Here is a 21,383-nt window from a genome sequence, read left to right on the forward strand (position 1 = left end):
GCTCATGCTTTTGCCGCAAACGCGCCCTCGCCCACTCAAGTGTGATCATCGCGAGGCGAACGACGGGCCGGCAGCGACCGTCGCGGCGGTGATCTCTTTCAGCCGGGTCGCCCCGGTTTGACGCATGATGGTCTCGAACTCGCGCTGCAGGATGCCGAGCACGGCCGCGACGCCCGGTTCGCCGAAGGCCGCGAGCCCCCAGCAGTAGGGGCGCCCGATGCCGACCGCCGTCGCGCCCAGTGCCAATGCCTTGTAGGCGTCGGTCCCGCGGCGGACTCCGCCGTCCACCAGCACCGGGATCTTGCCGGCGACCGCCTTGACGACCTCGGGCAGCGCGCCGATCGTCGACTGGAAGCTCTCTTCCGCGCGTCCGCCATGGTTGGACACGATGATGCCGTCGACGCCGGCCCGCACCGCGCGAGCAGCGTCCTCACCGGTCATGATGCCCTTCAGGACGACCTTCGCCTTGGTCGCGGCACGCAGCTTGGCGACGAAGTCCCAGGTCATGCCTGTCCCGTACAGGTTGGTCACGTGCGACACGTCGATGTCGTTGAACGCGGGCTTGCGCGAGACTTCGTTCTTGAAGCCGCCGGCATGGCAGGCGACGCACTGCCGATCGTCCTGCCTGCGCGCACGGAACAGCGTCTCGGTGTTGCGCCCGCCCTGCCGGTCCACCGTCAGCACGATGGCAGTGACCCCGGCCTCTTCGGCACGCCTGACGAGCGCCCGCGTCACGTCCCAGTCGTCGGTGGGATAGAGCTGGAACCAGATCGGTGCGCCGTGCGCCTTGGCCACGTCGGCGGCCGACGAATTGCTGGAGGTCGACAGAACCATCAGCTGCTTCCTCGCGCCCGCCGCGCGTGCGACCGGGATCTCTGCTTCGGGGTGGAATGCACCCTGGCTGCTCACCGGCGACAGAAAGATCGGGCTGGCGTACTCGGCACCGAACAGGCGGATCCGCGTGTCGATCTTGCGCGCGTCGACCAGCCGCCGCACCTTGATGCGGAGCTTGTCGTAGTCGTCATGATTCGCGCGCAGCGTGGCGTCGTCGTCGACGCCGGTGGCCATGTAACCCCAGTGTGCAGGAGCGCCCTGGGCCTGCAGCGCCTTTCGCGCCGCCGGCTCGAAGTCCATCACGTTGAGCGCGTCTTCGGGCGCTTCGATGATGTCGCCGACCTTGCGTGTCTGGGCGCGCAGCACGTCGTAGCTCTGCGCCGACGCCGCATCGGACAGTGTCGCCGCCAGGGCGGCGATCACGCCCGGGGCTGCGGAGCCGGCCAGCAAGGGACTGCCCGCCAGGAATTGCAGCAGGCGGYGGCGGGCCCGCACGCGATCGGCGAGAGCAACATGGGTGCGTGAGTTGTTCAAGGGCGCTTCCTCATTCATGGGGCCAGGGATGGTCGGGGACCACGAGAACGTGAGTATCCGAATTTTCTGAAGCCAATGTTCGAAGGGCTTGAACGGCTCTCCGGTCCGCTTCATCGCAAACCGCAGATCGAGTCGCGTTTTCCTTCGTTCGCCGCGCGATGTCCGCGCTCGACACTGCGGCCCACGATGTCCCAGGTTCTCCCGTTGTCCCGCCATGCCGACGTGCATGAGCGAATCGCTGCCGCCACCGCCACCCTCGTCCGGCAGCTCGCCGCCACCGCGGTCGAACGCGACCAGGCCGGCGGCCACGCCGCGGCCGAGCGCGAACACATCCGCGCGAGCGGCCTGCTGACGCTGACGATCCCGCGAGAGCTCGGCGGCCTCGGCGCCGACTGGCCCACCTTCTTCGGCGTGCTGCGCCAGCTCGCGCAGGCCGACAGCGCGCTCGCCCACCTGTTCGGCTTCCACCACCTGCAGCTCGCCGGCGTGCTGCTGTACGGCAGCGCCGACCAGCAGCGCTCGCTGCTGCGCCGCACCGTCGACGAGCAGCTCTTCTGGGGCAATGCGCTGAATCCGCTCGACAAGCGCACGCTCGCCCGCGAGGTCGACGGCGGCTTCGTGATCGACGGCATCAAGAGCTTCGCGTCGGGCTCGGTCGGCTCCGACCAGCTGACGGTCTCCGCCTGGCACGAGCCGACGCAGACGGCGCTGATCGCCGCGGTGCCGACACGACGCGAAGGCGTCAGCGTGCAGGCCGACTGGGACGCCTTCGGCCAGCGCCAGACCGACAGCGGCAACGTCGCGTTCCGCCAGGTGCCGGTCTCGCACGACGAGGTGCTGCAGGCGCCCGGCGTCGTGCCCACCGCGCGCGCCACGCTGCGCTCGCAGGTGGCGCAGCTGATCATGGCGAACCTGTACCTCGGCATCGGCCTCGGCGCGTTCGACGAGGCCCGCCGCTACACCCGCGAATCGAGCAAGCCGTGGTTCGCCGCCGGTGTCGCGCAGGCCATTGACGATCCGTTCATCCAGCACCGCTACGGCGAGCTGTGGCTGCTGCTGCGCCCTGCGATCGCGCTGGCCGATGTGGCAGCGGTGAGGCTCGACCAGGCGCTGCGCCAGGGCCCGGCGCTGACGGCCGCCGAGCGCGGCGAGGTCGCGATCGCGGTGGCCGAGGCCAAGGCCTTGTCGCACCGCGCCGGCCTCGAGGTCAGCTCGCAACTCTTCGAGCTGACCGGCGCGCGCTCCACCTCGCAGCGTTACGGGCTCGACCGCTTCTGGCGCAACGCCCGCGTGCACACGCTGCACGACCCGATCGACTACAAGCTGCGCGACATCGGCCGCTACGTGCTGAACGGGCAGATCCCCGAGCCGACGGCCTACTCATGAGCAACATCCAGAACCTCGACCCCGGCCTGCCGCCGCCTCTCATCCGGCTCGACGGCCTGAGCAAGTCGTTCGCCCTGCCCAACGGCACCCGCTTCGACGCCGTCAAGAACGTCTCGCTGCAGGTCCGCCAGGGCGACATCTTCGGGCTGGTCGGCAAGAGCGGCGCCGGCAAGTCGACGCTGCTGCGGCTGATCAACCTGCTGGAGCGACCCGACCACGGCAGCGTCACGGTCGACGGCCGCGAGCTGACGGCCCTCGGCAAGCGCGTGCTGCGCGACGCGCGCCAGGGCATCGGCATGATCTTCCAGCAGTTCAACCTGCTGCAGAACGCGAGCGTGTTCGACAACGTCGCGTTCCCGCTGCGCATCCACGGCCGCTGGCGCGCGGCCGAGATCGAGCAGCGCGTGCACGAGTGCCTCGCGCTGGTGGGCCTGGACGAGAAGGTCGACGTGCACTCGGCGCAGCTGTCGGGCGGCCAGAAGCAGCGCGTCGCGATCGCCCGCGCGCTGGCCTCGCGGCCGTCGGTGCTGCTGTGCGACGAGCCTACGTCTGCCCTCGACGCCGAGACCACGCAGTCGCTGCTGGCCACGCTGCGCGACATCAATGCCCGCCTCGGCGTCACCATCGTGATCGTCACGCACGAGCTGGCGGTGGTGCACACGCTGTGCCGCCATGTCGCGGTGATCGAGGACGGCGCGGTGGCCGAGCAGTTCGCGCTCGCCGAAGCTGGCGCCGCGCGCAAGACCGCGCTGGGTCGCGCGCTGGCGCGCCTGGTGGCCGCGCCGCCGCAGGAGGCCGCGTATGCCTGAGAACATCGTCGCCATCCTCCCCGAGCTGGGCACCGCGCTCGGCCAGACGCTGCTGATGCTCGCCATCGGCCTGTCGGCCGCGGTGCTGCTGGGCGGGCCGCTCGGCATCTGGCTGTTCCTGCTCGGCCCCGGCCAGTCGCTTGCGAATCGCCCGCTGTTCGCCGTCGTCAGCTGGGCGGTCAACACCGTGCGCTCGTTCCCGTTCATCATCCTGCTGGTTGCGCTGGTGCCGTTCACCCGCGTGATCGCCGGCAGCTCGATCGGGCCGGTGGCCGCCGCGGTGCCGCTGTCGTTCGCGGCGATCCCGTACTTCGCGCGCATGGTCGAGCAGAACCTGCGCGACGTGCCGCGCGGCGTCATCGAGGCCGCGCATGCGATGGGCGCCTCCGAGCTGCAGATCATCTGGCGCGTGCTGATCGTCGAGGCGCGTTCCGGCCTGGTGCTCGCGCTCACGGTGCTCGCGATCAGCTTCCTGTCGTATTCGGCGGTGGCCGGCGTGGTCGGCGGCGGCGGCATCGGCGACCTCGCGATCCGCTACGGCTACTACCGCTTCCAGACCGACGTGATGGTGCTCACCGTCGCGATCCTGATCGTGCTGGTGCAGGCGATCCAGCTGGTGGGCAACACCGTCGCGCGCCGGCTGGACAAGCGCTGATCCGATTCCCGATTTCTTCATCTCTCCCTGGAGTTGTACCCATGTTGTTCGCACGCCGCTCGCTGCTGGCCCTCGCACTCACTGCCGTCGCACTCGGCGCGACCGCCCAGCAGAAGAAGGAGATCGTGTTCGGCGCCACCGCCGGCCCGTACGCCGACCAGATCAAGCTCGGCATCAAGCCGCTGCTCGAGAAGAAGGGCTACACGGTGAAGATCGTCGAGTTCAACGACTACATCCAGCCGAACCACGCGCTGGCCCAGGGCGCGCTCGACGCGAACGCGTTCCAGCACATCGTCTACCTGACGAAGTTCGCGACCGAGAACAAGCTCGCGATCAGCGAGCTGCTGAAGGTGCCGACCGCGCCGATCGCGATCTACAGCCGGAAGCACAAGACGCTGGACGTGAAGGAAGGCGCCGTCGTCGCGCTGCCGAACGACCCGACGAATGCGGCGCGCGCGCTGGTCGTTCTGCAGGAGATCGGCTGGGTCAGGCTGCGCGAAGGCACCGACCCGATCCGCGCGTCGGAGAAGGACGTGGCCGTCAACCTCAAGAAGATCAAGCTGGTGCCGATCGAGGCCGCGCAGCTGCCGCGCTCGCTGGACGACACTGACTACTCGTTCGTCAACGGCAACTTCGCGCTGGCCTCGGGCCTGAAGCTGACCGAGGCGCTCGCGCTCGAGAAGACCGGCCCGACCTACCAGAACGTCGTCGCGGTGCGCACCSCGGACAAGGACGCGCCGTGGGTCAAGGACATCGCCGAGGCCTACCGCTCGAAGGAGTTCCTCGCCATCACCGAAACGAAGTTCGCCGGTTTCGTGAAGACCGACTACCAGCAGGCCCTCGCAAGCAAGTGATCCGCTTCAACGCCTTCCAGATGAACACGGTCGGGCACCAGTCGCCCGGGCTGTGGACGCACCCGCGCGATCGCTCGCACCGCTACACCGATCCGGACCATTGGGTCGAGCTCGCGCAGCTGCTGGAGCGCGGCCGCTTCGACGGCGTGTTCCTGGCCGACGTGCTGGGCGTCTACGACGTGTACCAGGGCGCGGCCGATGCCGCGCTGCGCCATGGCGTGCAGGTGCCGCTGAACGACCCGCTCGCGCTGGTGCCGCTGATGGCGCAGGCGACGCAGCACCTGGGCTTCGGCGTGACCTGCGCGCTGACCTACGAGCACCCCTACCCGTTCGCGCGCCGCATCAGCACGCTCGACCACCTGACGCGCGGGCGCATCGGCTGGAACATCGTCACCGGCTACCTCGACAGCGCCGCGCGCAACCTGGGCCTGCCGCAGCAGCCGGCGCACGACGACCGCTACGACATGGCCGACGAGTACCTGGAGGTCGTCTACAAGCTGTGGGAACACAGCTGGCAGGACGACGCGGTGGTGCGCGACAAGGCGCGCGGCGTCTTCACCGACCCGGCGCGCGTGCGCCCGATCCGCCACCGCGGCGAGCACTACCAGGTGCCGGGCATCCACCTGTGCGAGCCGTCGCCGCAACGCACGCCGGTGCTGTACCAGGCCGGCAGCTCGCCGCGCGGCAAGGCCTTCGCGGCGCGCCATGCGGAGTGCGTGTTCGTCAGCGGGCCGAGCGTCGCGGTGGTGCGCAAGTATGTCGACGGGATCCGCGCTGCGCTGGTGGCGCAAGGCCGCCCGGCGAACGACGTGCTGATCTACGCGCAGGCGTTGATCGTCACCGGCGAGAACGAAGCCGTCGCGAAGGCCAGGCATGCGGAGTACCGCGAGCACATCGACCTCGACGCCTCGCTCGCGCTGCTGTCGGGCTGGACCGGCGTCGACTTCAGCCGCTTCGCGCCCGACGCGACGGTCGAGTACATCGACACCGAGGCCGGCCGCAGCGCGCTCGCGTCGTTCAACCAGGCCGACCCGACGCGCGTCTGGACGGTGCAGGAAGCGGCGCAGTTCATCGGCCTCGGCGGCCGCGGGCCGGTGATCGTCGGCGATGCGGTGCAGGTGGCCGACGAGCTGGAGCGCTGGGTCGAGGCGACCGGCGTCGACGGCTTCAACCTCGCGTATGCGGTGGCGCATGAATCGATGCGCGATGTCGTCGAGCACGTGGTGCCCGAGTTGCAGAAGCGCGGCCGCTACCGCCGCGAGTACGCCGGCGGCACGCTGCGCGAGCAGCTGTTCGGCCGCGGCCCGCGGCTCGGTGCCGACCACATCGCGAAGCGGCTGCGGCTGGATGCCGTGCACGCCGCCGCCTGATCCCTTCATTCCCGAAAGTTGCCGATGAAACGCCGTACCGTCCTGCAAGCCGCCGCTGCTGCCCTGGCCGTCCCTACGCTGGCGCGTGCCGCCGATGCGAAGGAGCTGCGCCTCGACTACGCCTACTACTCGCCGTCCAGCCTGGTGCTGCGCCGCTTCGGCTGGCTCGAGGAAGACTTCAGGCGCGACGGCGTCAACGTCAAATGGGTGCTGAGTGCCGGCAGCAACCGCGCGCTGGAGTACCTGAACAGCAACAGCATCGACATCGGCTCGAGCGCCGGCCTGGCCGCGCTGCTCGCGAAGGCCAACRGCAACCCGATCCGCACGCCGTACATCTTCTCGCGCCCGGAATGGACCGCGCTGGTCGTGCCCAAGGGCTCGCCGATCAAGTCGCTGGCCGACCTGAAGGGGAGGAAGGTCGCGGCCACCAAGGGCACCGACCCGTACCTGTTCCTGCTGCGCGCGCTGCACAGCGTGGGGTTGAAGCGCAGCGACATCGAGCATGTCGCGCTGCAGCATGCCGACGGCCGCACCGCGCTCGAGCAGGGCCGCGTCGACGCCTGGGCCGGGCTGGATCCGCTGATGGCGGCCAGCGAGCTGGATGCAGGATCGACGCTGCTGTACCGCAACGTCGCGTTCAACACCTACGGCTTCCTGAATGTGCGCGAGGACGTGCTCGCGCAGCGCCCGGACGACGTGAAGCGCGTGATCGCGGCCTACGAGCGTGCGCGGCTGTGGATCCTCGCGAACCAGAGCGAGGCCGCGAAGATCCTGTCCGAAGAGGCCAAGGTCAGCCTGCAGGTCGCGCTGCTGCAGATCAAGCTGCGCACGGATCTCAGCAACCCGCAGCCGTCGGCCGAGCATGTGAAGGCCTTGCAGGCGGCCGCGCCGATCCTGCTCGACGAGCAGCTGGTCAAGCCGGGCACCGACCTCGCGCGCACGATCACGGAGCTGGTCGACACCCGCTTCGCGACCGGCGTGATCCAGCGTGCCGCCTGAACTGACGCTGACGGCTGCGCCTGCAGCATCGACGGCACCGCGCCTGCGCAGCAAGCGCCGCTGGCGCGTGCCGGTGGGCATCGTGCTGCCCGCCGTGGTGCTGGGCGCGATCGAGCTGGCGGCCTGGCTCGGCTGGTCCGGCAGCCGCGCGCTGCCGCCACCGAGCGAGGTGCTGCGCACGCTGATCGGCCTGGGCGGCCAGACGCTCGGGCTGCATCTGCTGGCCAGCACCGGCCGCGTCGCCGCGGGCTTCGCGCTCGGCAGCGGGCTCGCGCTCGCGGCCGGCTCGGCGGTCGGGCTGTCGCAGCGCGTCTCGGCCTGGCTCGATCCTTCCGTGCAGGGCCTGCGCGCGATCCCGTCGCTCGCCTGGGTGCCGTTGCTGCTGCTGTGGCTGGGCATCGACGAGACGCCGAAGATCGTGCTGATCGCGATCGGCGCGTTCTTTCCGGTCTACCTGGGCGTGGCCTCGGGCTTCCGCGGCGTCGACCGCAAGCTGGTCGAGGTCGGCCGGCTGTTCGGCTTCTCACGCCTGGCGCTGGTGCGGCGCGTGCTGCTGCCGGCCGCGTTGCCGTCGGTGCTGACCGGGCTGCGCAACGGCCTCGGCCTCGCGTGGATGTTCATGGTGGCCGCCGAGCTGATCGCCGCGAGCAGCGGCCTCGGCTACCTGCTGACCGACGGCCGCGAGACCGGCCGCGCCGACATCGTGCTCGCCGCGATCGCGCTGCTGGCGCTGCTGGGCAAGCTGAGCGACGGCGCGATGCGCGCGCTGGAGCGCCGGCTGCTGGCGTGGCGCGATGCGTTCGAGCCGGGCCCTTGATGTTTCCTGTCGTCCCTGACCTCCAAAGACCATGAGCCTCCATCGCCGTACCCTGCTGTTGTCCGCCCTCCTCGTCGCCGTCGCCGGCCCGGCCGCCGCGCAGGAGACGATCAAGATCGCCGTCACCGCCGGCCCGCATGCGCAGATCGCCGAGGTGGCGAAGAAGGTCGCCGAGCGCGACGGCCTGAAGCTGCAGATCGTCGAGTTCAACGACTACATCCAGCCCAATGCCGCGCTCGATGCCGGCGACGTGCAAGCCAACAGCTACCAGCACCTGCCGTTCCTGCAGTCGCAGATCCAGGCGCGCGGCTACAGGATCAGCGCGGTCGGCTACACGGTGACCTTCCCGATGGGCTTCTATTCGAAGCGCTACAAGTCGCTGGCCGACCTGCCGGCCGGCGCGAAGGTCGGCATCCAGAACGATCCGTCGAACAGCGGGCGCGCGCTCGCGCTGCTGCAGAAGTACGGCGTGATCAAGCTGAAGCCGGCCGCCGGCATCAGCGCGACGGTGCAGGACGTGGTCGAGAACCCGAAGAAGATCCAGATCGTGCAGGTCGAGGCGGCGCAGCTGCCGCGCTCGCTCGACGACCTGGACGCGAGCGCGATCAACACCAACTACGCGGTGCAGGCGAAGCTGGTGCCCACGCGCGATGCGATCGCGATCGAGGACCCGAAGAACCCGTACGCCAACCTGCTGGCGGTGCGCACCGAGGACAAGGACAAGCCCTGGGTCGCGAAGCTGGTGAAGGCCTTCCAGTCGCCGGAGGTGAAGCAGCTGGTCGAGTCGACCTTCAGCGGATCGATGGTGCCGGCCTTCTGAGGGTGGGGCCGGGGGGCTGACTTCGGGGCCGCACAGTGATACTGTGCGGGCGCGTCCGTTGGAGGCCCGCCATGCCAGATACCACCGACACGATAGCCCTCGCTCCCTACGATGCCCGCTGGCCTGCGCTGTTCAAGGCGGAGCAGCAGGCGATCCGCGCCGCGCTCGGGCCGGACATCGAGGTCTGCATCGTGCACATCGGCAGCACCGCGGTGCCGGACCTGCCGGCCAAGCCGATCATCGACATCCTGCTGATCGCCCCGGTGGCGGCGCAGTGGTCGTCGTTCATCGCGCCGCTCGAGGGCCTGGACTACGTGTTCTGGCCCGACAACCCGCGGCGCGACCGCATGTTCTTCGTGAAGGGCATGCCGCCGTACGGCACCGGCCGCACCCACCATGTGCACGTGCGCATGCCGGCCGATGCGCAGGCCGAGTTGCGGTTCCGCGACCAGCTGCGCGCCCACCCCGAGCTGGCGGCGCAGTACCTGGACGTGAAGCGGGCGCTTGCCGCGCGCTACCGCGACGACCGCGAGGCCTACACCGAGGGCAAGTCGCGCTTCATCCGCGAGCTGCTGGCCGCCGCCTGCGTCGACGGCGCATGAAATGGCTGCGCGGGGTACACGCCGGGCGTGAGATCTTCGGGCAGCTGGACGGCGAAGAGATCGTCGTCCATGCCGGCGGCCTGTTCGCCTCCCCTTCCCCCACCGGTGAGCGGCTGCCGCTGGCCGGCCTCGAGTGGCTGACGCCGTGCCGGCCGTCGAAGATGATCGCGCTGTGGAACAACTTCGCCGCGGCGGCCGAGAAGAACGGCTGGTCGCGGCCGGCCGAGCCGCTGTACTTCCTGAAGGCACCGAGCAGCTTCGCCGCGCACGGCCAAACGATTGCGGTACCGAGCCCGGACGTCGGCCGCGTGGCCTACGAGGGCGAACTGGCGATCGTGATCGGCCGCCGCGCGAAGGCGGTGCCGCTCGAGCAGGCCGCGTCGCACATCTTCGGCTACAGCTGCGCCAACGACGTGACCGCGATGGAGCTGATCGCGCGCGACCCGAGCTTTGCGCAGTGGGCGCGCGCGAAGAGCTTCGATGGCTTCGGCGTGTTCGGCCCGGTGATCGAGACCGAGTTCGACCCGGCTGCGGCGACGCTGCGCACGACAGTGGGCGGCCGCGAGCGCCAGAACTACGCGCTGAACGACATGTTCTTCACGCCGGCCGAGCTGGTCTCGCGGCTGTCGCACGACATGACGCTGGAGCCCGGCGACGTGATCCTGTGCGGCACCTCGCTCGGCGTGCTGCCGATGAAGCCCGGCACGGCCGTCGAGGTCACGATAGCCGGCATCGGCACGCTGGCGAACGTCTACGGGGCCGGCTGAATCGGCTGAGCGGGCTGCAGCGCCTTCTTCATGAAGTAGCGCGCATACCCGGGCGGGTAGCCGTCGATCTGGCCGAAGCAGGCGTAGCCCAGCTTCTCGTAGAAGCCGCGCGCCTGGAACTCGAAGGTGTCGAGCCAGGCGCCGACGCAGCCGCGCTCGATGGCTTCCGCTTCGGCGCGCTGCATGATCTGCGTGCCCAGGCCCTGGCCGCGTGCATCGGCCGGCACCACCAGCAACTGGATGAACAGCCACTGGAAGCCGGTGTAGCCCCAGGCGCCGCCGGCGACGTTGCCTTGCGCGTCGTGCACCAGCACCGCGAGCGGCCGGTTGCCGCTGGCGCCGGCCTGCGACAGGTTGTACTCGACGAGCGGCGCGAGGATCGCCTGGCGCAGCGCTTCATCGGCGGTGTCGGTGAGGGTCAATGAGTAGGGCGTCGGCATCGGGGGCTCAGAGCATCTTGCGGTAGATCAGGAAGCCGGAGTTCGTCGCGACCCGGTCGTACAGCGTCCTCGCGGTCGTGTTGGTCTCGTGCGTCATCCAGTAGACGCGGTTGGAGCCGCCCGCCGCGGCGCGCTCGTACACACCTTCGATCAGCGCGCGGCCGACGCCGCGCCCGCGTGCAGCGGCCGTCGTGAACAGGTCCTGCAGGTAGCAGGTCGGCCCGAGCAGCGTCGTGCTGCGGTGGAACAGGTAGTGCGTGAGGCCCAGCAGCTCGCTGCCGCGCGCGGCCACCAGCGCGTGCACCGGCTCGTAGGCATCGAAGAAGCGCGACCAGGTGGCCTGCGTGATCTCGTCGGGCAGCGCGGTCGGGCCCTCGCGGCCGTAGAACGCGTTGTAGCCGTCCCAGAGCGGCTTCCAGGCGGCGAAGTCGTCGCGCGCGACGGGGCGGATCGTGAAGTCGGGTTTCATGGCGGCAGGGTCCGGGTCAGTCGGCGGACGCGGCGCGATGCTTGCGCACCAGCCGCACGAGGGTGTTCCAGGCGCGCGTCGTCAGCGGCGAGCCCAGCCGCTTCTCGAGGAAGGCGTTCGGGCTGCCGGGCGAGGCGCCGAACTTGCGGCTCAGGCTCAGCACCTCGGCGGGCGTCACCGCGATCAGCTCGACATCGCCGCGCGCGGACGCGAGCGGCAGCGTCGGCGGCACCACCTCGGGCGAATGCAGGAAGGAGACGCAGAACTCGTAGACGCTCGCACGGTCGATGCCGGCGAACGGGTCGGTGTCGACCAGCGCTTCGAGGTAGTCGACGGTGCGCACGAAGGCGGGCTCCTTCAGGCCGCATCGCGTGTTCAGCAATGCATATGCGCGGTCGAACACCTCCCGTGCTTGATCGGTCGACGAAGCTGTGTAGACCAGCGTGCCGTTGGTCAGAAACGAGGCGGCGCTGACGGCACCCGCGTCCAGGAAGGCGGCTTCCAGCTGCAGCTTCGTCGGGCAGTTGGTCCGCCCGAGGTTGAGGTTGCGGAAGAAGACGGCGAAGTCCATGCCGTCGTCAAGGCGTGCGGTCGACGTCGACCTCGTCCCAGTAGCCCATCACCGATGAGCGCCGGTAGCCCTCGCCCATCAGCCTGACGCTGACGCGGCCGGTCTCGGTGTGCACCGCCACGTCATGCGGGTTCGAGGTGCCCAGCACCAGGTAGCGGCACGGCGCCTCGGTGTGGTTGAAGATCGCGTGGCCCGCCTTCTGGCCGGCCGGAAAGCACACGTAGTCGCCGGCTGTCATCAGGTAGCGCTTGTCGCCCAGCGTCAGCGTGAGGCTGCCCTCGATCAGGTAGAGGTGCTCTTCCTCGAGCAGGTGGTAGTGCGCCTGGTTGGCCTGGCGGCCCGGCGGCAGCTCTTCCATCGAGACGCTCACCTGCGTGCCGCCACCGAACGAGCTGAGGTGCCGGTAGCGCATGCCGAAGCGCTCGCCGCGCAGGAACTCCTCCATCGGCACGCGGCTGATCGGGAACGGCTCGAAGATGCCGTCGGCGTTGACCGAGGTGGGCTTGTCGGCGGCCRGTGAACTCATCGCCGCACGCCTACTTGACCCGGTCGCCGTAGGTCACCGCGGTGACCTTGCCGGCCTCGAGCCGCAGCGTCGTGATGAACTGCCCGTAGCCGGGGTTGTAGGTCCACTCGTCGATCTTCTCGCACGGCAGCACGACGGCGGTACCGGGCGCGCTGGCGGCGACCGACTGCGGATCGACCGGCTTGCAGAACGAATCGCGGGCGATGGGTTCGCCGCATTTCTGCAGCACGCCGGAGCGCGGTTCGCCGACACCGATGGTGGCGGAACTGCAGCGCAGCGATTGGGCACCGGCCGAAGCGGACAGGCCCAGCAGCACGGCCGCTGCGCACAACGCAAAGGGAAATTTCATGAGGGTTCCTTGTGATTTCTCAGGCGGGCGAGAGCGCGAGTTTGCCTGCGTGCTGCGACAGCGTCTGCGCCAGCAGCCCGGTCACCGCGTACACCGCCTCGATGTTCGGYGCCGGCGTCTGCGTGATCTGCGCGAGCTCGACCACCGAGCCCACCAGCGCCTGCAGCTCCAGCGCGCGGCCGTGCTCCACGTCCTGCAGCATCGAGGTCTTGTGCGCGCCAACCGCCTCGGCGCCGGCGATGCGCTTGTCCAGCGAGATCTTGAACTCCACGCCGAGCTTCTCGCCGATCGCCTGCGCCTCGGTCATCATCCGCGCCGCGAGTTCGCGCGTGGCCGGGAAGCGGCAGATGTCCTGCAGCGTCGCATGCGTCAGCGCGCTGATCGGGTTGAAGCTCAGGTTGCCCCACAGCTTGACCCAGATCTCGCCGCGGATGTCCTTGGACACCGGCGACTTGAAGCCGGCCCGCATCATCGCCTGCGACAGCGCCTCGATGCGCTCGCTGCGCGAGCCGTCCAGCTCGCCCAGCGTGAAGCGGTTGCCCTCGATCACGCGCACCACGCCCGGCTCGACCAGCTCCGAGGCCGGGTAGACGATGCCGCCGATCACGCGCTCGGGCTCGATGTGCGCGCCGATCACGCCGCCGGGGTCGACGCTCTCGAGCGAGCGCCCCTCGTACGGCCCGGCCAGCTTGTGGAAGTACCACCACGGCAGCCCGTTGATCATCGTGACGACCAGCGTGTGCGGGCCGAACAGCTCGCGCAGCTCGGGCAGCACGTCCTTCACCTGGTGTGCCTTCAGCGTCAGCAGCACCACGTCCTGCGGGCCGGCCTCGGCCATGCGCTGCACCGCCCGCAGGTTGCGCGCGACCTGCTCGCGGCCGTCTTCCTCGATCAGCTTGAAGCCGTTCGCGTTGATGGCCGCCAGGTTGCGGTTGCGGGCGATGAAGGTGACCTCTTCGCCCGCCAGCGCCAGCCGGGCCCCCAGGTAGCCGCCGATGGCACCGGCGCCGACGATCGCGAATTTCAAGGGATTTCTCCGACAGCGTGGGTTTCGCGCGAGCGCAACCACCTGCGCCCGCTTTGCGCCGCCGGCCACAGCAGGATCACCAGCGCCAGCGCCGTGATCCCACCCACCAGCGGGTTCGACCAGAAGATCGAGAGTTTGCCCTGAGATGCAAGCATCGACTGCCGGAAGCTCGCCTCGGCCATGTCGCCCAGCACCAGCGCCAGCACCATCGGCGCCAGCGGGTAGCGCAGCTTCTTGAAGACGTAGCCGACGACGCCGAACACCAGCATCATCACCACGTCGAACATCGCGCTGTGCACCGTGTACGCGCCGATCGCGCAGATCACGATGATCACCGGCGCGATCACCGAGAACGGGATGCGCAGGATCGCCGCCCACCACGGCACCGTCGTCAGCACCACGATCAGGCCGACCAGGTTGCCGAGGTACATCGAGGCGATCAGCCCCCAGACGAAATCCTTCTGCTCGACGAACAGCATCGGCCCCGGCTGCAGCCCCCAGATCAGCAGGCCGCCCAGCAGCACGGCCGCGGTCGGCGAGCCGGGGATGCCCAGCGTCAGCATCGGCAGCAGCGCCGAGGTGCCGGCCGCGTGCGCCGCGGTCTCGGGCGCGATCACGCCCTGGATCTGCCCCTTGCCGAAGCTCTGCGGGTCGTCGGACATGCGGCGCGCCATGCCGTAGCTCATGAACGAGGCCGGCGTCGCGCCGCCCGGCGTGATGCCCATCCAGCAGCCGATCGCCGTCGAGCGCAGGAAGGTCTTCCAGTGCCTGAGCAGCTCACCCCAGGTCTGCCACACCACCTTGAAGTTGATCTTCGCGCTCTTGCCCTTGAAGGCCAGGCCCTCCTCCATCGTCAGCAGGATYTCGCCGATRCCGAACAGCCCGATCACCGCGATCAGGAAGTCGAAGCCCTTCAGCAGCTCGGGCACGCCGAAGGTCATGCGCAGCTGGCCGGTCACGCTGTCCATGCCGACGGCGGCGAGCGCGAAGCCGAGCATCATCGACGCGATGGTCTTGGCCGGCGGCTCCTTGCTGGTGCCGACGAAGCTGCAGAACGTGAGCAGCTGCACCGCGAAGAACTCCGGCGGGCCGAACTTCAGCGCGAACTTCGCGAGCAGCGGCGCGAGGAAGGTGATCAGCACCACCGCGAACAGCGCGCCGACGAACGACGAGGTGAAAGCCGCCGTCAGCGCCTGCGCCGCGCGGCCCTGCTGCGCCATCGGGTAGCCGTCGAAGGTGGTGGCCACCGACCACGGCTCGCCGGGGATGTTGAACAGGATCGACGTGATCGCCCCGCCGAACAGCGCTCCCCAGTAGATGCACGACAGCATGATGATGGCCGACGTGGGGTTCATCGAGAACGTGAGCGGCAGCAGGATCGCGACGCCGTTGGCGCCGCCCAGCCCCGGCAGCACGCCGATCAGCACGCCCAGCGTGAGGCCGATCAGCATGAAGCCGAGGTTGGGCAGCGTGAGGGCCACGCCGAAGCCGTGCATCAGGTTGGTGATTTCTTCCATGCGCTTCTCTCCCTGTGGGTTCTTGTGTGCGCGGGCGGAGGAACTTCTACAGCCCTGACTAAAGACCGAACAGACGCTCGATCGGCCCCTTCGGCAGCGGCACCAGGAACCATTTCTCGAACACCGCGAACAGCAGCAGCGGCACGCCGACCGACACCGCCGCGGTGAGCGGCCAGCGGTAGTGCCCGTGGCGGCGCATGAAGTAGCCGATCAGCAGCGTCGATGCGAGGTAGATGCCGAGCCCCCAGATCAGCGCGACGTACACCACCATCGGCAGCAGCACCGCGACCACCATGCGCAGCTGCGCGCGCTCGGCGAACGCCGGGTCGGGCTGCTTGCGGCGGCGGAACTCGCCGAACAGGATGCTGCCCGCCGCCGCGAGCAGCAGCAGCCCGATGTAGAACGGGAAGTAGCCGGCGCGCGGGCCGTCGTCGGCCCAGCCGATGCCCACGCGCAGGCTGTCGACGATCACCACCAGCGCGATCGCGGCCAGTACGCCGGCCATGCCGACCTCCGGCCACCGCTTGCCGACCGTTGCGGAATCAGGTTCGCTCATGCATCACCTCGTTGTGGGACGGGCCTATTGCGCGAGGAAGCCGGCCTGCTTCATCAACTCGCGGTGCATCTGCTCGTTCTTCCCGAGCCAGTCGACGAACTCCGGGCCGCTCATGAAGGTCTGCTTGAACGCACCCTTGTCCATGAAGTCCTTCCACTCCGGCAGCGCGCGCACCTTCTTGAACAGTTCGATGTAGAACGCCACCTGCTCCGGCGTCGCGCCCGGCGGCATGAAGATGCCGCGCAGCATCAGGTAGTCGACCGGCACGCCGGCCGACGCACACGTGGGGATGTCGTTCCAGCTCTGCGTCGGCGTCAGCTTGGCGGTGTACGGCAGCTTGTCCTTGTCCATCACGCACAGCGCGCGCAGCTTGCCGGCGCGCCAGTGCGACTCGGCCTCGATCGGGTTGTTGACCGTCGAGTCGACGTGCTTGCCCACCAGCTGCACCRCGACGTCGCCGCCGCCCTTGTACGGGATGTAGGTGAGCTTCTTGCCGACCGCCTTCTCGAGCATCGCGGTGATGATCTGGTCTTCCTGCTTCGAGCCGGTGCCGCCCATCTTGAAGCTGTTGGCCGGCTGCGCCTTGATCGCGTCGATGTACTCCTTCGCGGTCTTGTACGGCGACTCGGCGTTGACCCACAGCACGAACTCGTCCTGCGCGAGCATCGCCACCGGCGTCAGGTCGCGCCAGTTGAACGGMACGCCGGTGGCGAGCGGCGTCGTGTACAGGTTCGACAGCGTGATGACGATCTTGTGCGCATCGCCCTTCGCGCCCTTCACGTCGAGGAAGCCCTCGGCGCCCGCGCCGCCCGCCTTGTTGACGACGATGATCGGCTGCTTCATCAGGTTGTTCTTCGCGACCACGCCCTGGATGAAGCGGGCCATCTGGTCGGCCCCGCCGCCGGTGCCGGCCGGCACGACGAACTCCACCGGCTTGGCGGGCTCCCAGGCCTGTGCCGCCCCGCCCCCGCCCATCGCACACAGCGCCATCGCGGCCGCCGCCCACWGCTTGAACTGCTGGTACTTCAAGATCGCTCCTTGTGGTTGTCACACTGGGGGAATCGCCCCCCGGGGTCCGTCGGTGTCGTTCTTGTGGGTGCGGCCGCCAACGTCCTCACGGACGCCGACCGCGGGCGACCGGCAGGGTTCGCCCGGGAAGAAAACGGTATCAGCCGAGGCCGAGCTTCTGCGCGAGGCCGATGCGCTGCAGCTTGCCGGTGGCGCCCTTCGGGATCTCGTCCATGAAGAGGATCTTCTTCGGCACCTTGTAGTCGGCGGCCCGCGTCGCGACGAAGGCCTGCAGCTCGCGCTCGGTGGCCGGCTGGCCCTCGCGCAGCACGACGACCGCGGCGACCTCTTCGCCGAGCTTCGGGTGCGGCATGCCGAAGCACACCACCTGCGCGACGGCCGGGTGGTCCATCAGGATCTCGTCGACCTCGCGCGGGCTGACCTTCTCGCCGCCGCGATTGATGATTTCCTTGAGGCGCCCGGTCAGGCTGATGTAGCCGTCGGCGTCCATCGTGCCCTGGTCGCCGGTGCGGAACCAGCCGTTCGTGAAGCCCTCGGCATTGGCCTTCGGGTTGTTCTCGTAGCCGCGCGTCACGTTGGCGCCGCGGATCACGATCTCGCCGATGCCGCCGGCCGGCAGCAGGTTGCCGTCCTCGGCCATGATGGCCACCTCGGGCCCGGCCGCGAGGCCGACCGCGCCCGGCTTGCGCGCCTTCGGCGGCAGCGGGTTCGACGCCATCTGGTGCGTGGCTTCGGTCATGCCGTAGGCCTCGATCAGCGGCGCGCCGAACACCTCCTCGAGCTCGCGGATCACCTGCGGCGGCATCGACGACGACGACGAGCGCAGGAAGCGCAGCGGGTGGCGCTGGATCACGTCGGCGTTCTTGCCGGCGCGCGACAGGATGGCCTGGTGCATGGTCGGCACCGCGGTGTACCAGGTGGGCCTGGCCTCCTCCATCCAGCCGAAGAACTTCAGCGCATTGAAGCCCGGCGTGCAGAACACCTGCGAGCCGGCCGACAGCGGCGCGAGCACGCCGGCGATCAGGCCGTGGATGTGGAACAGCGGCATGATGTTCAGCCCGCGGTCGGCGGGGGTGAACGCGAGCGTGCTGCGGATGTTGGTGGCCGAGGCGCACAGGTTGCGCTGCGACAGCGGCACGATCTTCGGGCGCGAGGTGGTGCCGGAGGTGTGCAGCACCATCGAGACGTCGTCGGGCTCGGCMCAGGTGGCTTGCGCGGCCGATGCGGCGATGGCGCCATCGCGCGGCTCCAGCACGAAGCTGCCGGCGCCGGCGCCTTCGGGCACCACCAGGTCGATCACGCGCACGCCGAGCTTCGCGGCCACGTCGATCGCCGGCGAGGCGCTGCCGCGCTCGACGACCAGCGCCTTCGCGTTCAGGTCGGACAGGTAGAACTCGAACTCGTCGGCGCGGTAGGCCGGGTTCAGCGGCGCGCTGGTCACGCCGCAGGCGCAGGCGACGAAGCAGGTCGCCATCTCGGGGCCGTTGTTCAGCACGATCGCCACGCGGTCGTTGCGGGCGATGCCCAGGCCGTTGAGCCGGGCGAGCGTCTCGGCGATCAGCCGGCGCAGTTCGCGGTAGCGCAGCGGGGGGCGGTCGGGGGCGGAGATGGCGATGTCGTCATCGGCGCCATGGGCAAGCAGATCCTTCAAGCTGTGGGACATCGGTGCCTCGCAAGATGGGAACGAGGCAGCGCGTCGACGACGCACGCCCCCCAACGTGGTGTGTTTCTACTTGTTGTCGGGGGCGAGTGTGCCGCACGAACCCGGCGACTGGCAAGAACGGGGGATCCCCGATCACGCACCGGATCACGCCCAGCGAGCGTGCTCGGGCCGCCAGGCCGCGTTGGCGAGGCTGCCGGAAGCGGCCACTTGCGTGGGCGGCCACAGCAGGTCGTGAAGCAGCGCGATGACCTGCGGCAACGGGGGCGCGCCCAGGCGCGCCTTGCCGAGGAACGCAGCCCACTGCCTGCGCTTGGCGTCGTCGTCCGCGAAGAAGGCCGTCAGCGCGAGCGGGGGCTCGGCGGGCAGCGGGGTCCGGCGCCGGGCGAACGTCGCGCCGATGGCACGTGCGAGCGTGGCGCCGTCCAATGTCGACCGGTGGGCGATGACGGACAGGTCGAAGAAGTCCTTCATGCGGCTGTTGGCGATGCCGAGCGAGACCATCGCGTGGTACTTCTCCGCGATCACGGTATAGACCGGATAGGCCTGCAGCCGGGGCGCGGCCAGGTCGGCCAGCAGCACGGGAAAGGTCACCGACTCGGCGGCCGGCGTGACGGCGTCGCCGAACCCGACGTCGACATGCAGTGCACAGCGTGCGTTGCCGATGCGGGCTTCGAGCCGCACCCGCCAGCCGCCATAGGTCGTGTCTTCGCGGATGGACTCCACGCGGACCGAGTCGGGCGCGAACGTGATGCCATCGCCGAGGTCGATGCCGGCGATGCTGCGGAAGGTGTCCGTCAGGTGGTCCGGGCCGTCGGGGCCGAAACCGAGGAGATCGGCGTCTCGCGTCGGCCGGTGCGGCGTGTCGTACCAGAGCGTGAACAGCAGCGCTCCTTTCAGCAGGAATCGCTCGGCATGCTCCGACACGCTGATGCGGCAGAGCAGGCGCTCCAGCGCGAAGCGGTTCAGCAGCAGGTTGTAGTCTTCGCCGGACTGCTTGGCGAGGTTCAACAGCCGGGCCAGTACCGACGCCGCGCTCGCGTCGCTCATGCCACCAGCGCTTCCAGGTACGGCCGCATCACCGTCTCGACGCGGTTGATGCGCGCGAAATGGGTGACTTCGTCCATGCCGAGCCGGCGCGATCGCCAGGCATCGCGCAGGGCCTCGAGCGCGACGTCCAGCCCGATCTTGTGGCGGAACTTGAAGCAGTCGGTGACCGTTTTCGCGATGCCGTAGACCCGGATCGGCGAACCCTGTTCGACCGCCGTCTCGATGCCGGCCGTGCCGGCATCGCCGCGCAGCCGCACGATGCGCAGCGGCGGGTAGTCAATGGCCGGTGTCTGCGTGCCTTCAGGCAGTGCGATCCAGACCTCGTGCGGAAGCTGCGTGCCGATGCCGTGGAACTGCAGCGCCGACAGCAGGCACACCACCGCCTTCGGCACGCGGTGGCAGACCTCGATCAGCGTCTGGTGCTCGGTGGGTTGCGCATCCGGCAGGCTGTAGAGCCCGCGGGCCGCCCGTTGCAGCTTGCCGGCCTGATGAAGCTTGAGCAGCAGTTGCGGCGACCAGCCCCGGGCGCGAACGTCGGCGGCCTTCAGCAGGCGCTGCCGCCGCGCAAGTTCGAGGATCTGGTCGGCCTGGGTGGATGCCATCGGCGGAGTTTAGTTTCCGCATGACTTGTCGGCAAGTCATGCGTCCAACAAACCCCTGCCGCCTACCTCTCAAGGCTTGTTCGGCTGCGGCGTCAACCGCAGGTACGGCGTCACCGCCGTGTAGCCCTTCGGGAACTTCTTCTTGATGACCTCCGGATCCTGCAGCGACGGCACGATCACGACGTCGTCGCCGTCCTTCCAGTTGCCCGGCGTCGCGACGCTGTGCGAATCGGTCAGCTGCAGCGAGTCGATCACGCGCAGGATCTCGTCGAAGTTGCGGCCGGTGCTCGCCGGGTAGGTGATCGTCAGGCGGATCTTCTTCGCTGGGTCGATCACGAACAGCGAGCGCACGGTGGCGGTGGTGCTGGCGTTCGGGTGGATCAGGTCGTACAGCTCGGCCACCTTGCGGTCGGCGTCGGCCAGGATCGGGAAGTTGACCCGCGTCTTCTGCGTCGTGTTGATGTCCTGGATCCACTTCGTGTGCGAGTCGACCGGGTCGACGCTCAGCGCGATCGCCTTCACGTTGCGCTTCGTGAACTCGTCCTTCAGCTTGGCGGTCAGGCCGAGCTCGGTGGTGCACACCGGCGTGAAATCGGCCGGGTGCGAGAACAGCACGCCCCAGCTGTCGCCCAGCCACTTGTGGAAGCTGATCGGGCCGTCGGAGGATTGCTGTTCGAAGTCGGGGGCGATGTCGCCCAGTCGCAAGCTCATGGTGGTCTCCTGGTGATGGATGAATGACAGGTCGAATGGCCGGTCAGACGGCGAACGAGAACTCGTGCAGGTCGGCGCGCTCCGGCCGGCGCGATTGCTCGACACGGTGGATCAGGAACTCGGTCAGCTTCTTCGCCGCCGGCAACGGGCCGAAGCCCGCCTCGGCATTGATGTGGCCGGCGTCGCCCAGGTTCACGAAGCCGCTGCCCCAGGCCTGGGCGAACGATTCTGCTCTTGGTGCGCTCATCCACGGATCGGTGTCGCTCGCGAGCAGCGTGGCCGGTACGCGCAGGCGCTGGCGCAGCGGCAGGTCGTCGAGCGCGAAGCGGCCCGGGTCGGCCGGCGCCACCAGCAGCGCGCCGCGCACGCCGTGGGCGGTGCGGCCGCAGGTCGACAGCACGTGCTGCGCGAGCGCCAGGCAGCCGAAGC

At 69.2% G+C, this 21,383-nt stretch carries 25 protein-coding genes; 10 read left to right on the forward strand and 15 right to left on the reverse strand.

Annotated elements, in window-relative coordinates; genetic code table 11:
• Positions 1 to 45: 45 nt before the first annotated feature.
• Positions 46 to 1,482, reverse strand: coding sequence for an alpha-hydroxy acid oxidase (locus tag AC1D12_RS00390; protein ID WP_477838346.1), 1,437 nt, complete (start codon positions 1,480 to 1,482; stop codon positions 46 to 48).
• A 72-nt stretch (positions 1,483 to 1,554) separates the two neighbouring features.
• Here AC1D12_RS00390 and AC1D12_RS00395 point away from each other — a divergent pair, with 72 nt between their 5' ends.
• The 10 genes from AC1D12_RS00395 (at position 1,555) to AC1D12_RS00440 (ending at position 10,447) form a co-directional block, all read left to right on the forward strand.
• Entirely contained in the window at positions 1,555 to 2,754 is a 1,200-nt protein-coding gene (locus AC1D12_RS00395; RefSeq protein ID WP_477838348.1) for an acyl-CoA dehydrogenase family protein, read from the forward strand.
• Positions 2,751 to 3,563 carry a methionine ABC transporter ATP-binding protein gene (locus tag AC1D12_RS00400; protein ID WP_477824616.1) on the forward strand — a complete coding sequence of 271 codons (813 nt, stop codon included), beginning with the start codon at positions 2,751 to 2,753 and terminating at the stop codon, positions 3,561 to 3,563. The genes AC1D12_RS00395 and AC1D12_RS00400 overlap by 4 nt, the downstream gene beginning before the upstream one ends.
• Entirely contained in the window at positions 3,556 to 4,218 is a 663-nt protein-coding gene (locus tag AC1D12_RS00405; RefSeq protein ID WP_477824615.1) for a methionine ABC transporter permease, read from the forward strand. Before AC1D12_RS00400 ends, AC1D12_RS00405 begins: the two co-directional genes overlap by 8 nt.
• Positions 4,219 to 4,259: 41 nt before the next feature.
• Entirely contained in the window at positions 4,260 to 5,072 is an 813-nt protein-coding gene (locus AC1D12_RS00410) for a MetQ/NlpA family ABC transporter substrate-binding protein (protein ID WP_477838350.1), read from the forward strand.
• Positions 5,069 to 6,442, forward strand: coding sequence for an LLM class flavin-dependent oxidoreductase (locus AC1D12_RS00415; protein ID WP_477824614.1), 1,374 nt, complete (start codon positions 5,069 to 5,071; stop codon positions 6,440 to 6,442). The genes AC1D12_RS00410 and AC1D12_RS00415 overlap by 4 nt, the downstream gene beginning before the upstream one ends.
• A gap of 24 nt (positions 6,443 to 6,466) precedes the next feature.
• Positions 6,467 to 7,441 carry an aliphatic sulfonate ABC transporter substrate-binding protein gene (locus AC1D12_RS00420; RefSeq protein ID WP_477838352.1) on the forward strand — a complete coding sequence of 325 codons (975 nt, stop codon included), beginning with the start codon at positions 6,467 to 6,469 and terminating at the stop codon, positions 7,439 to 7,441.
• Entirely contained in the window at positions 7,431 to 8,258 is an 828-nt protein-coding gene (locus tag AC1D12_RS00425) for an ABC transporter permease (RefSeq protein ID WP_477824612.1), read from the forward strand. Before AC1D12_RS00420 ends, AC1D12_RS00425 begins: the two co-directional genes overlap by 11 nt.
• Before the next feature lie 31 nt (positions 8,259 to 8,289).
• Complete coding sequence (locus AC1D12_RS00430) at positions 8,290 to 9,078, forward strand: MetQ/NlpA family ABC transporter substrate-binding protein (RefSeq protein WP_477824611.1); 789 nt, start codon at positions 8,290 to 8,292, stop codon at positions 9,076 to 9,078.
• A 71-nt stretch (positions 9,079 to 9,149) separates the two neighbouring features.
• Positions 9,150 to 9,680 carry a GrpB family protein gene (locus tag AC1D12_RS00435; RefSeq protein WP_477838353.1) on the forward strand — a complete coding sequence of 177 codons (531 nt, stop codon included), beginning with the start codon at positions 9,150 to 9,152 and terminating at the stop codon, positions 9,678 to 9,680.
• Positions 9,677 to 10,447 carry a fumarylacetoacetate hydrolase family protein gene (locus tag AC1D12_RS00440; protein WP_477824609.1) on the forward strand — a complete coding sequence of 257 codons (771 nt, stop codon included), beginning with the start codon at positions 9,677 to 9,679 and terminating at the stop codon, positions 10,445 to 10,447. The genes AC1D12_RS00435 and AC1D12_RS00440 overlap by 4 nt, the downstream gene beginning before the upstream one ends.
• Here AC1D12_RS00440 and AC1D12_RS00445 read toward each other — a convergent pair.
• The 14 genes from AC1D12_RS00445 to AC1D12_RS00510 form a co-directional block, all read right to left on the reverse strand.
• On the reverse strand, positions 10,432 to 10,887 hold the full coding sequence (locus AC1D12_RS00445; protein ID WP_477824608.1) for a GNAT family N-acetyltransferase: 456 nt from the start codon (positions 10,885 to 10,887) through the stop codon (positions 10,432 to 10,434). The two genes, AC1D12_RS00440 and AC1D12_RS00445, sit on opposite strands and share 16 nt — an antisense overlap.
• Before the next feature lie 7 nt (positions 10,888 to 10,894).
• Positions 10,895 to 11,356: a GNAT family N-acetyltransferase gene (locus AC1D12_RS00450; protein WP_477824607.1), complete on the reverse strand. Its 462-nt coding sequence runs from the start codon at positions 11,354 to 11,356 to the stop codon at positions 10,895 to 10,897.
• A 16-nt stretch (positions 11,357 to 11,372) separates the two neighbouring features.
• Entirely contained in the window at positions 11,373 to 11,927 is a 555-nt protein-coding gene (locus AC1D12_RS00455) for a DUF1697 domain-containing protein (protein ID WP_477824606.1), read from the reverse strand.
• Positions 11,928 to 11,934: 7 nt separating this feature from the next.
• Positions 11,935 to 12,453: a cupin domain-containing protein gene (locus AC1D12_RS00460; protein ID WP_477838355.1), complete on the reverse strand. Its 519-nt coding sequence runs from the start codon at positions 12,451 to 12,453 to the stop codon at positions 11,935 to 11,937.
• Between the two features lie 10 nt (positions 12,454 to 12,463).
• Positions 12,464 to 12,802 carry a DUF2845 domain-containing protein gene (locus AC1D12_RS00465; protein WP_465110135.1) on the reverse strand — a complete coding sequence of 113 codons (339 nt, stop codon included), beginning with the start codon at positions 12,800 to 12,802 and terminating at the stop codon, positions 12,464 to 12,466.
• A gap of 19 nt (positions 12,803 to 12,821) precedes the next feature.
• Positions 12,822 to 13,829: a 2-dehydropantoate 2-reductase gene (locus tag AC1D12_RS00470; RefSeq protein ID WP_477824603.1), complete on the reverse strand. Its 1,008-nt coding sequence runs from the start codon at positions 13,827 to 13,829 to the stop codon at positions 12,822 to 12,824.
• Positions 13,826 to 15,346 (reverse strand): tripartite tricarboxylate transporter permease, encoded by a 1,521-nt coding sequence (locus tag AC1D12_RS00475; RefSeq protein ID WP_477838357.1) that lies wholly within the window; start codon positions 15,344 to 15,346, stop codon positions 13,826 to 13,828. Before AC1D12_RS00475 ends, AC1D12_RS00470 begins: the two co-directional genes overlap by 4 nt.
• Before the next feature lie 58 nt (positions 15,347 to 15,404).
• The gene (locus tag AC1D12_RS00480; RefSeq protein WP_047503878.1) at positions 15,405 to 15,902 is read right to left on the reverse strand and encodes a tripartite tricarboxylate transporter TctB family protein; all 498 of its coding nucleotides are present in this window, start codon (positions 15,900 to 15,902) and stop codon (positions 15,405 to 15,407) included.
• Positions 15,903 to 15,926: 24 nt separating this feature from the next.
• Positions 15,927 to 16,892, reverse strand: a complete 966-nt coding sequence (locus AC1D12_RS00485) for a Bug family tripartite tricarboxylate transporter substrate binding protein (protein WP_477838363.1) — start codon at positions 16,890 to 16,892, stop codon at positions 15,927 to 15,929.
• A 178-nt stretch (positions 16,893 to 17,070) separates the two neighbouring features.
• Complete coding sequence (locus AC1D12_RS00490; protein WP_477838359.1) at positions 17,071 to 18,594, reverse strand: acyl--CoA ligase; 1,524 nt, start codon at positions 18,592 to 18,594, stop codon at positions 17,071 to 17,073.
• Between the two features lie 144 nt (positions 18,595 to 18,738).
• Entirely contained in the window at positions 18,739 to 19,641 is a 903-nt protein-coding gene (locus AC1D12_RS00495; protein ID WP_477824601.1) for a nucleotidyl transferase AbiEii/AbiGii toxin family protein, read from the reverse strand.
• Positions 19,638 to 20,243, reverse strand: coding sequence for a type IV toxin-antitoxin system AbiEi family antitoxin domain-containing protein (locus AC1D12_RS00500; protein ID WP_477824600.1), 606 nt, complete (start codon positions 20,241 to 20,243; stop codon positions 19,638 to 19,640). The genes AC1D12_RS00495 and AC1D12_RS00500 overlap by 4 nt, the downstream gene beginning before the upstream one ends.
• A gap of 69 nt (positions 20,244 to 20,312) precedes the next feature.
• A complete protein-coding gene (locus AC1D12_RS00505; protein WP_465110139.1) occupies positions 20,313 to 20,954 on the reverse strand; it encodes a peroxiredoxin in 642 nt (213 codons plus the stop codon).
• Positions 20,955 to 20,997: 43 nt separating this feature from the next.
• Positions 20,998 to 21,383 (reverse strand): RBBP9/YdeN family alpha/beta hydrolase (locus AC1D12_RS00510; protein WP_477838361.1); only part of this gene is annotated, 386 nt, incomplete at its 5' end.

Source organism: Rhizobacter sp. P1_G5, assembly GCF_056405435.1.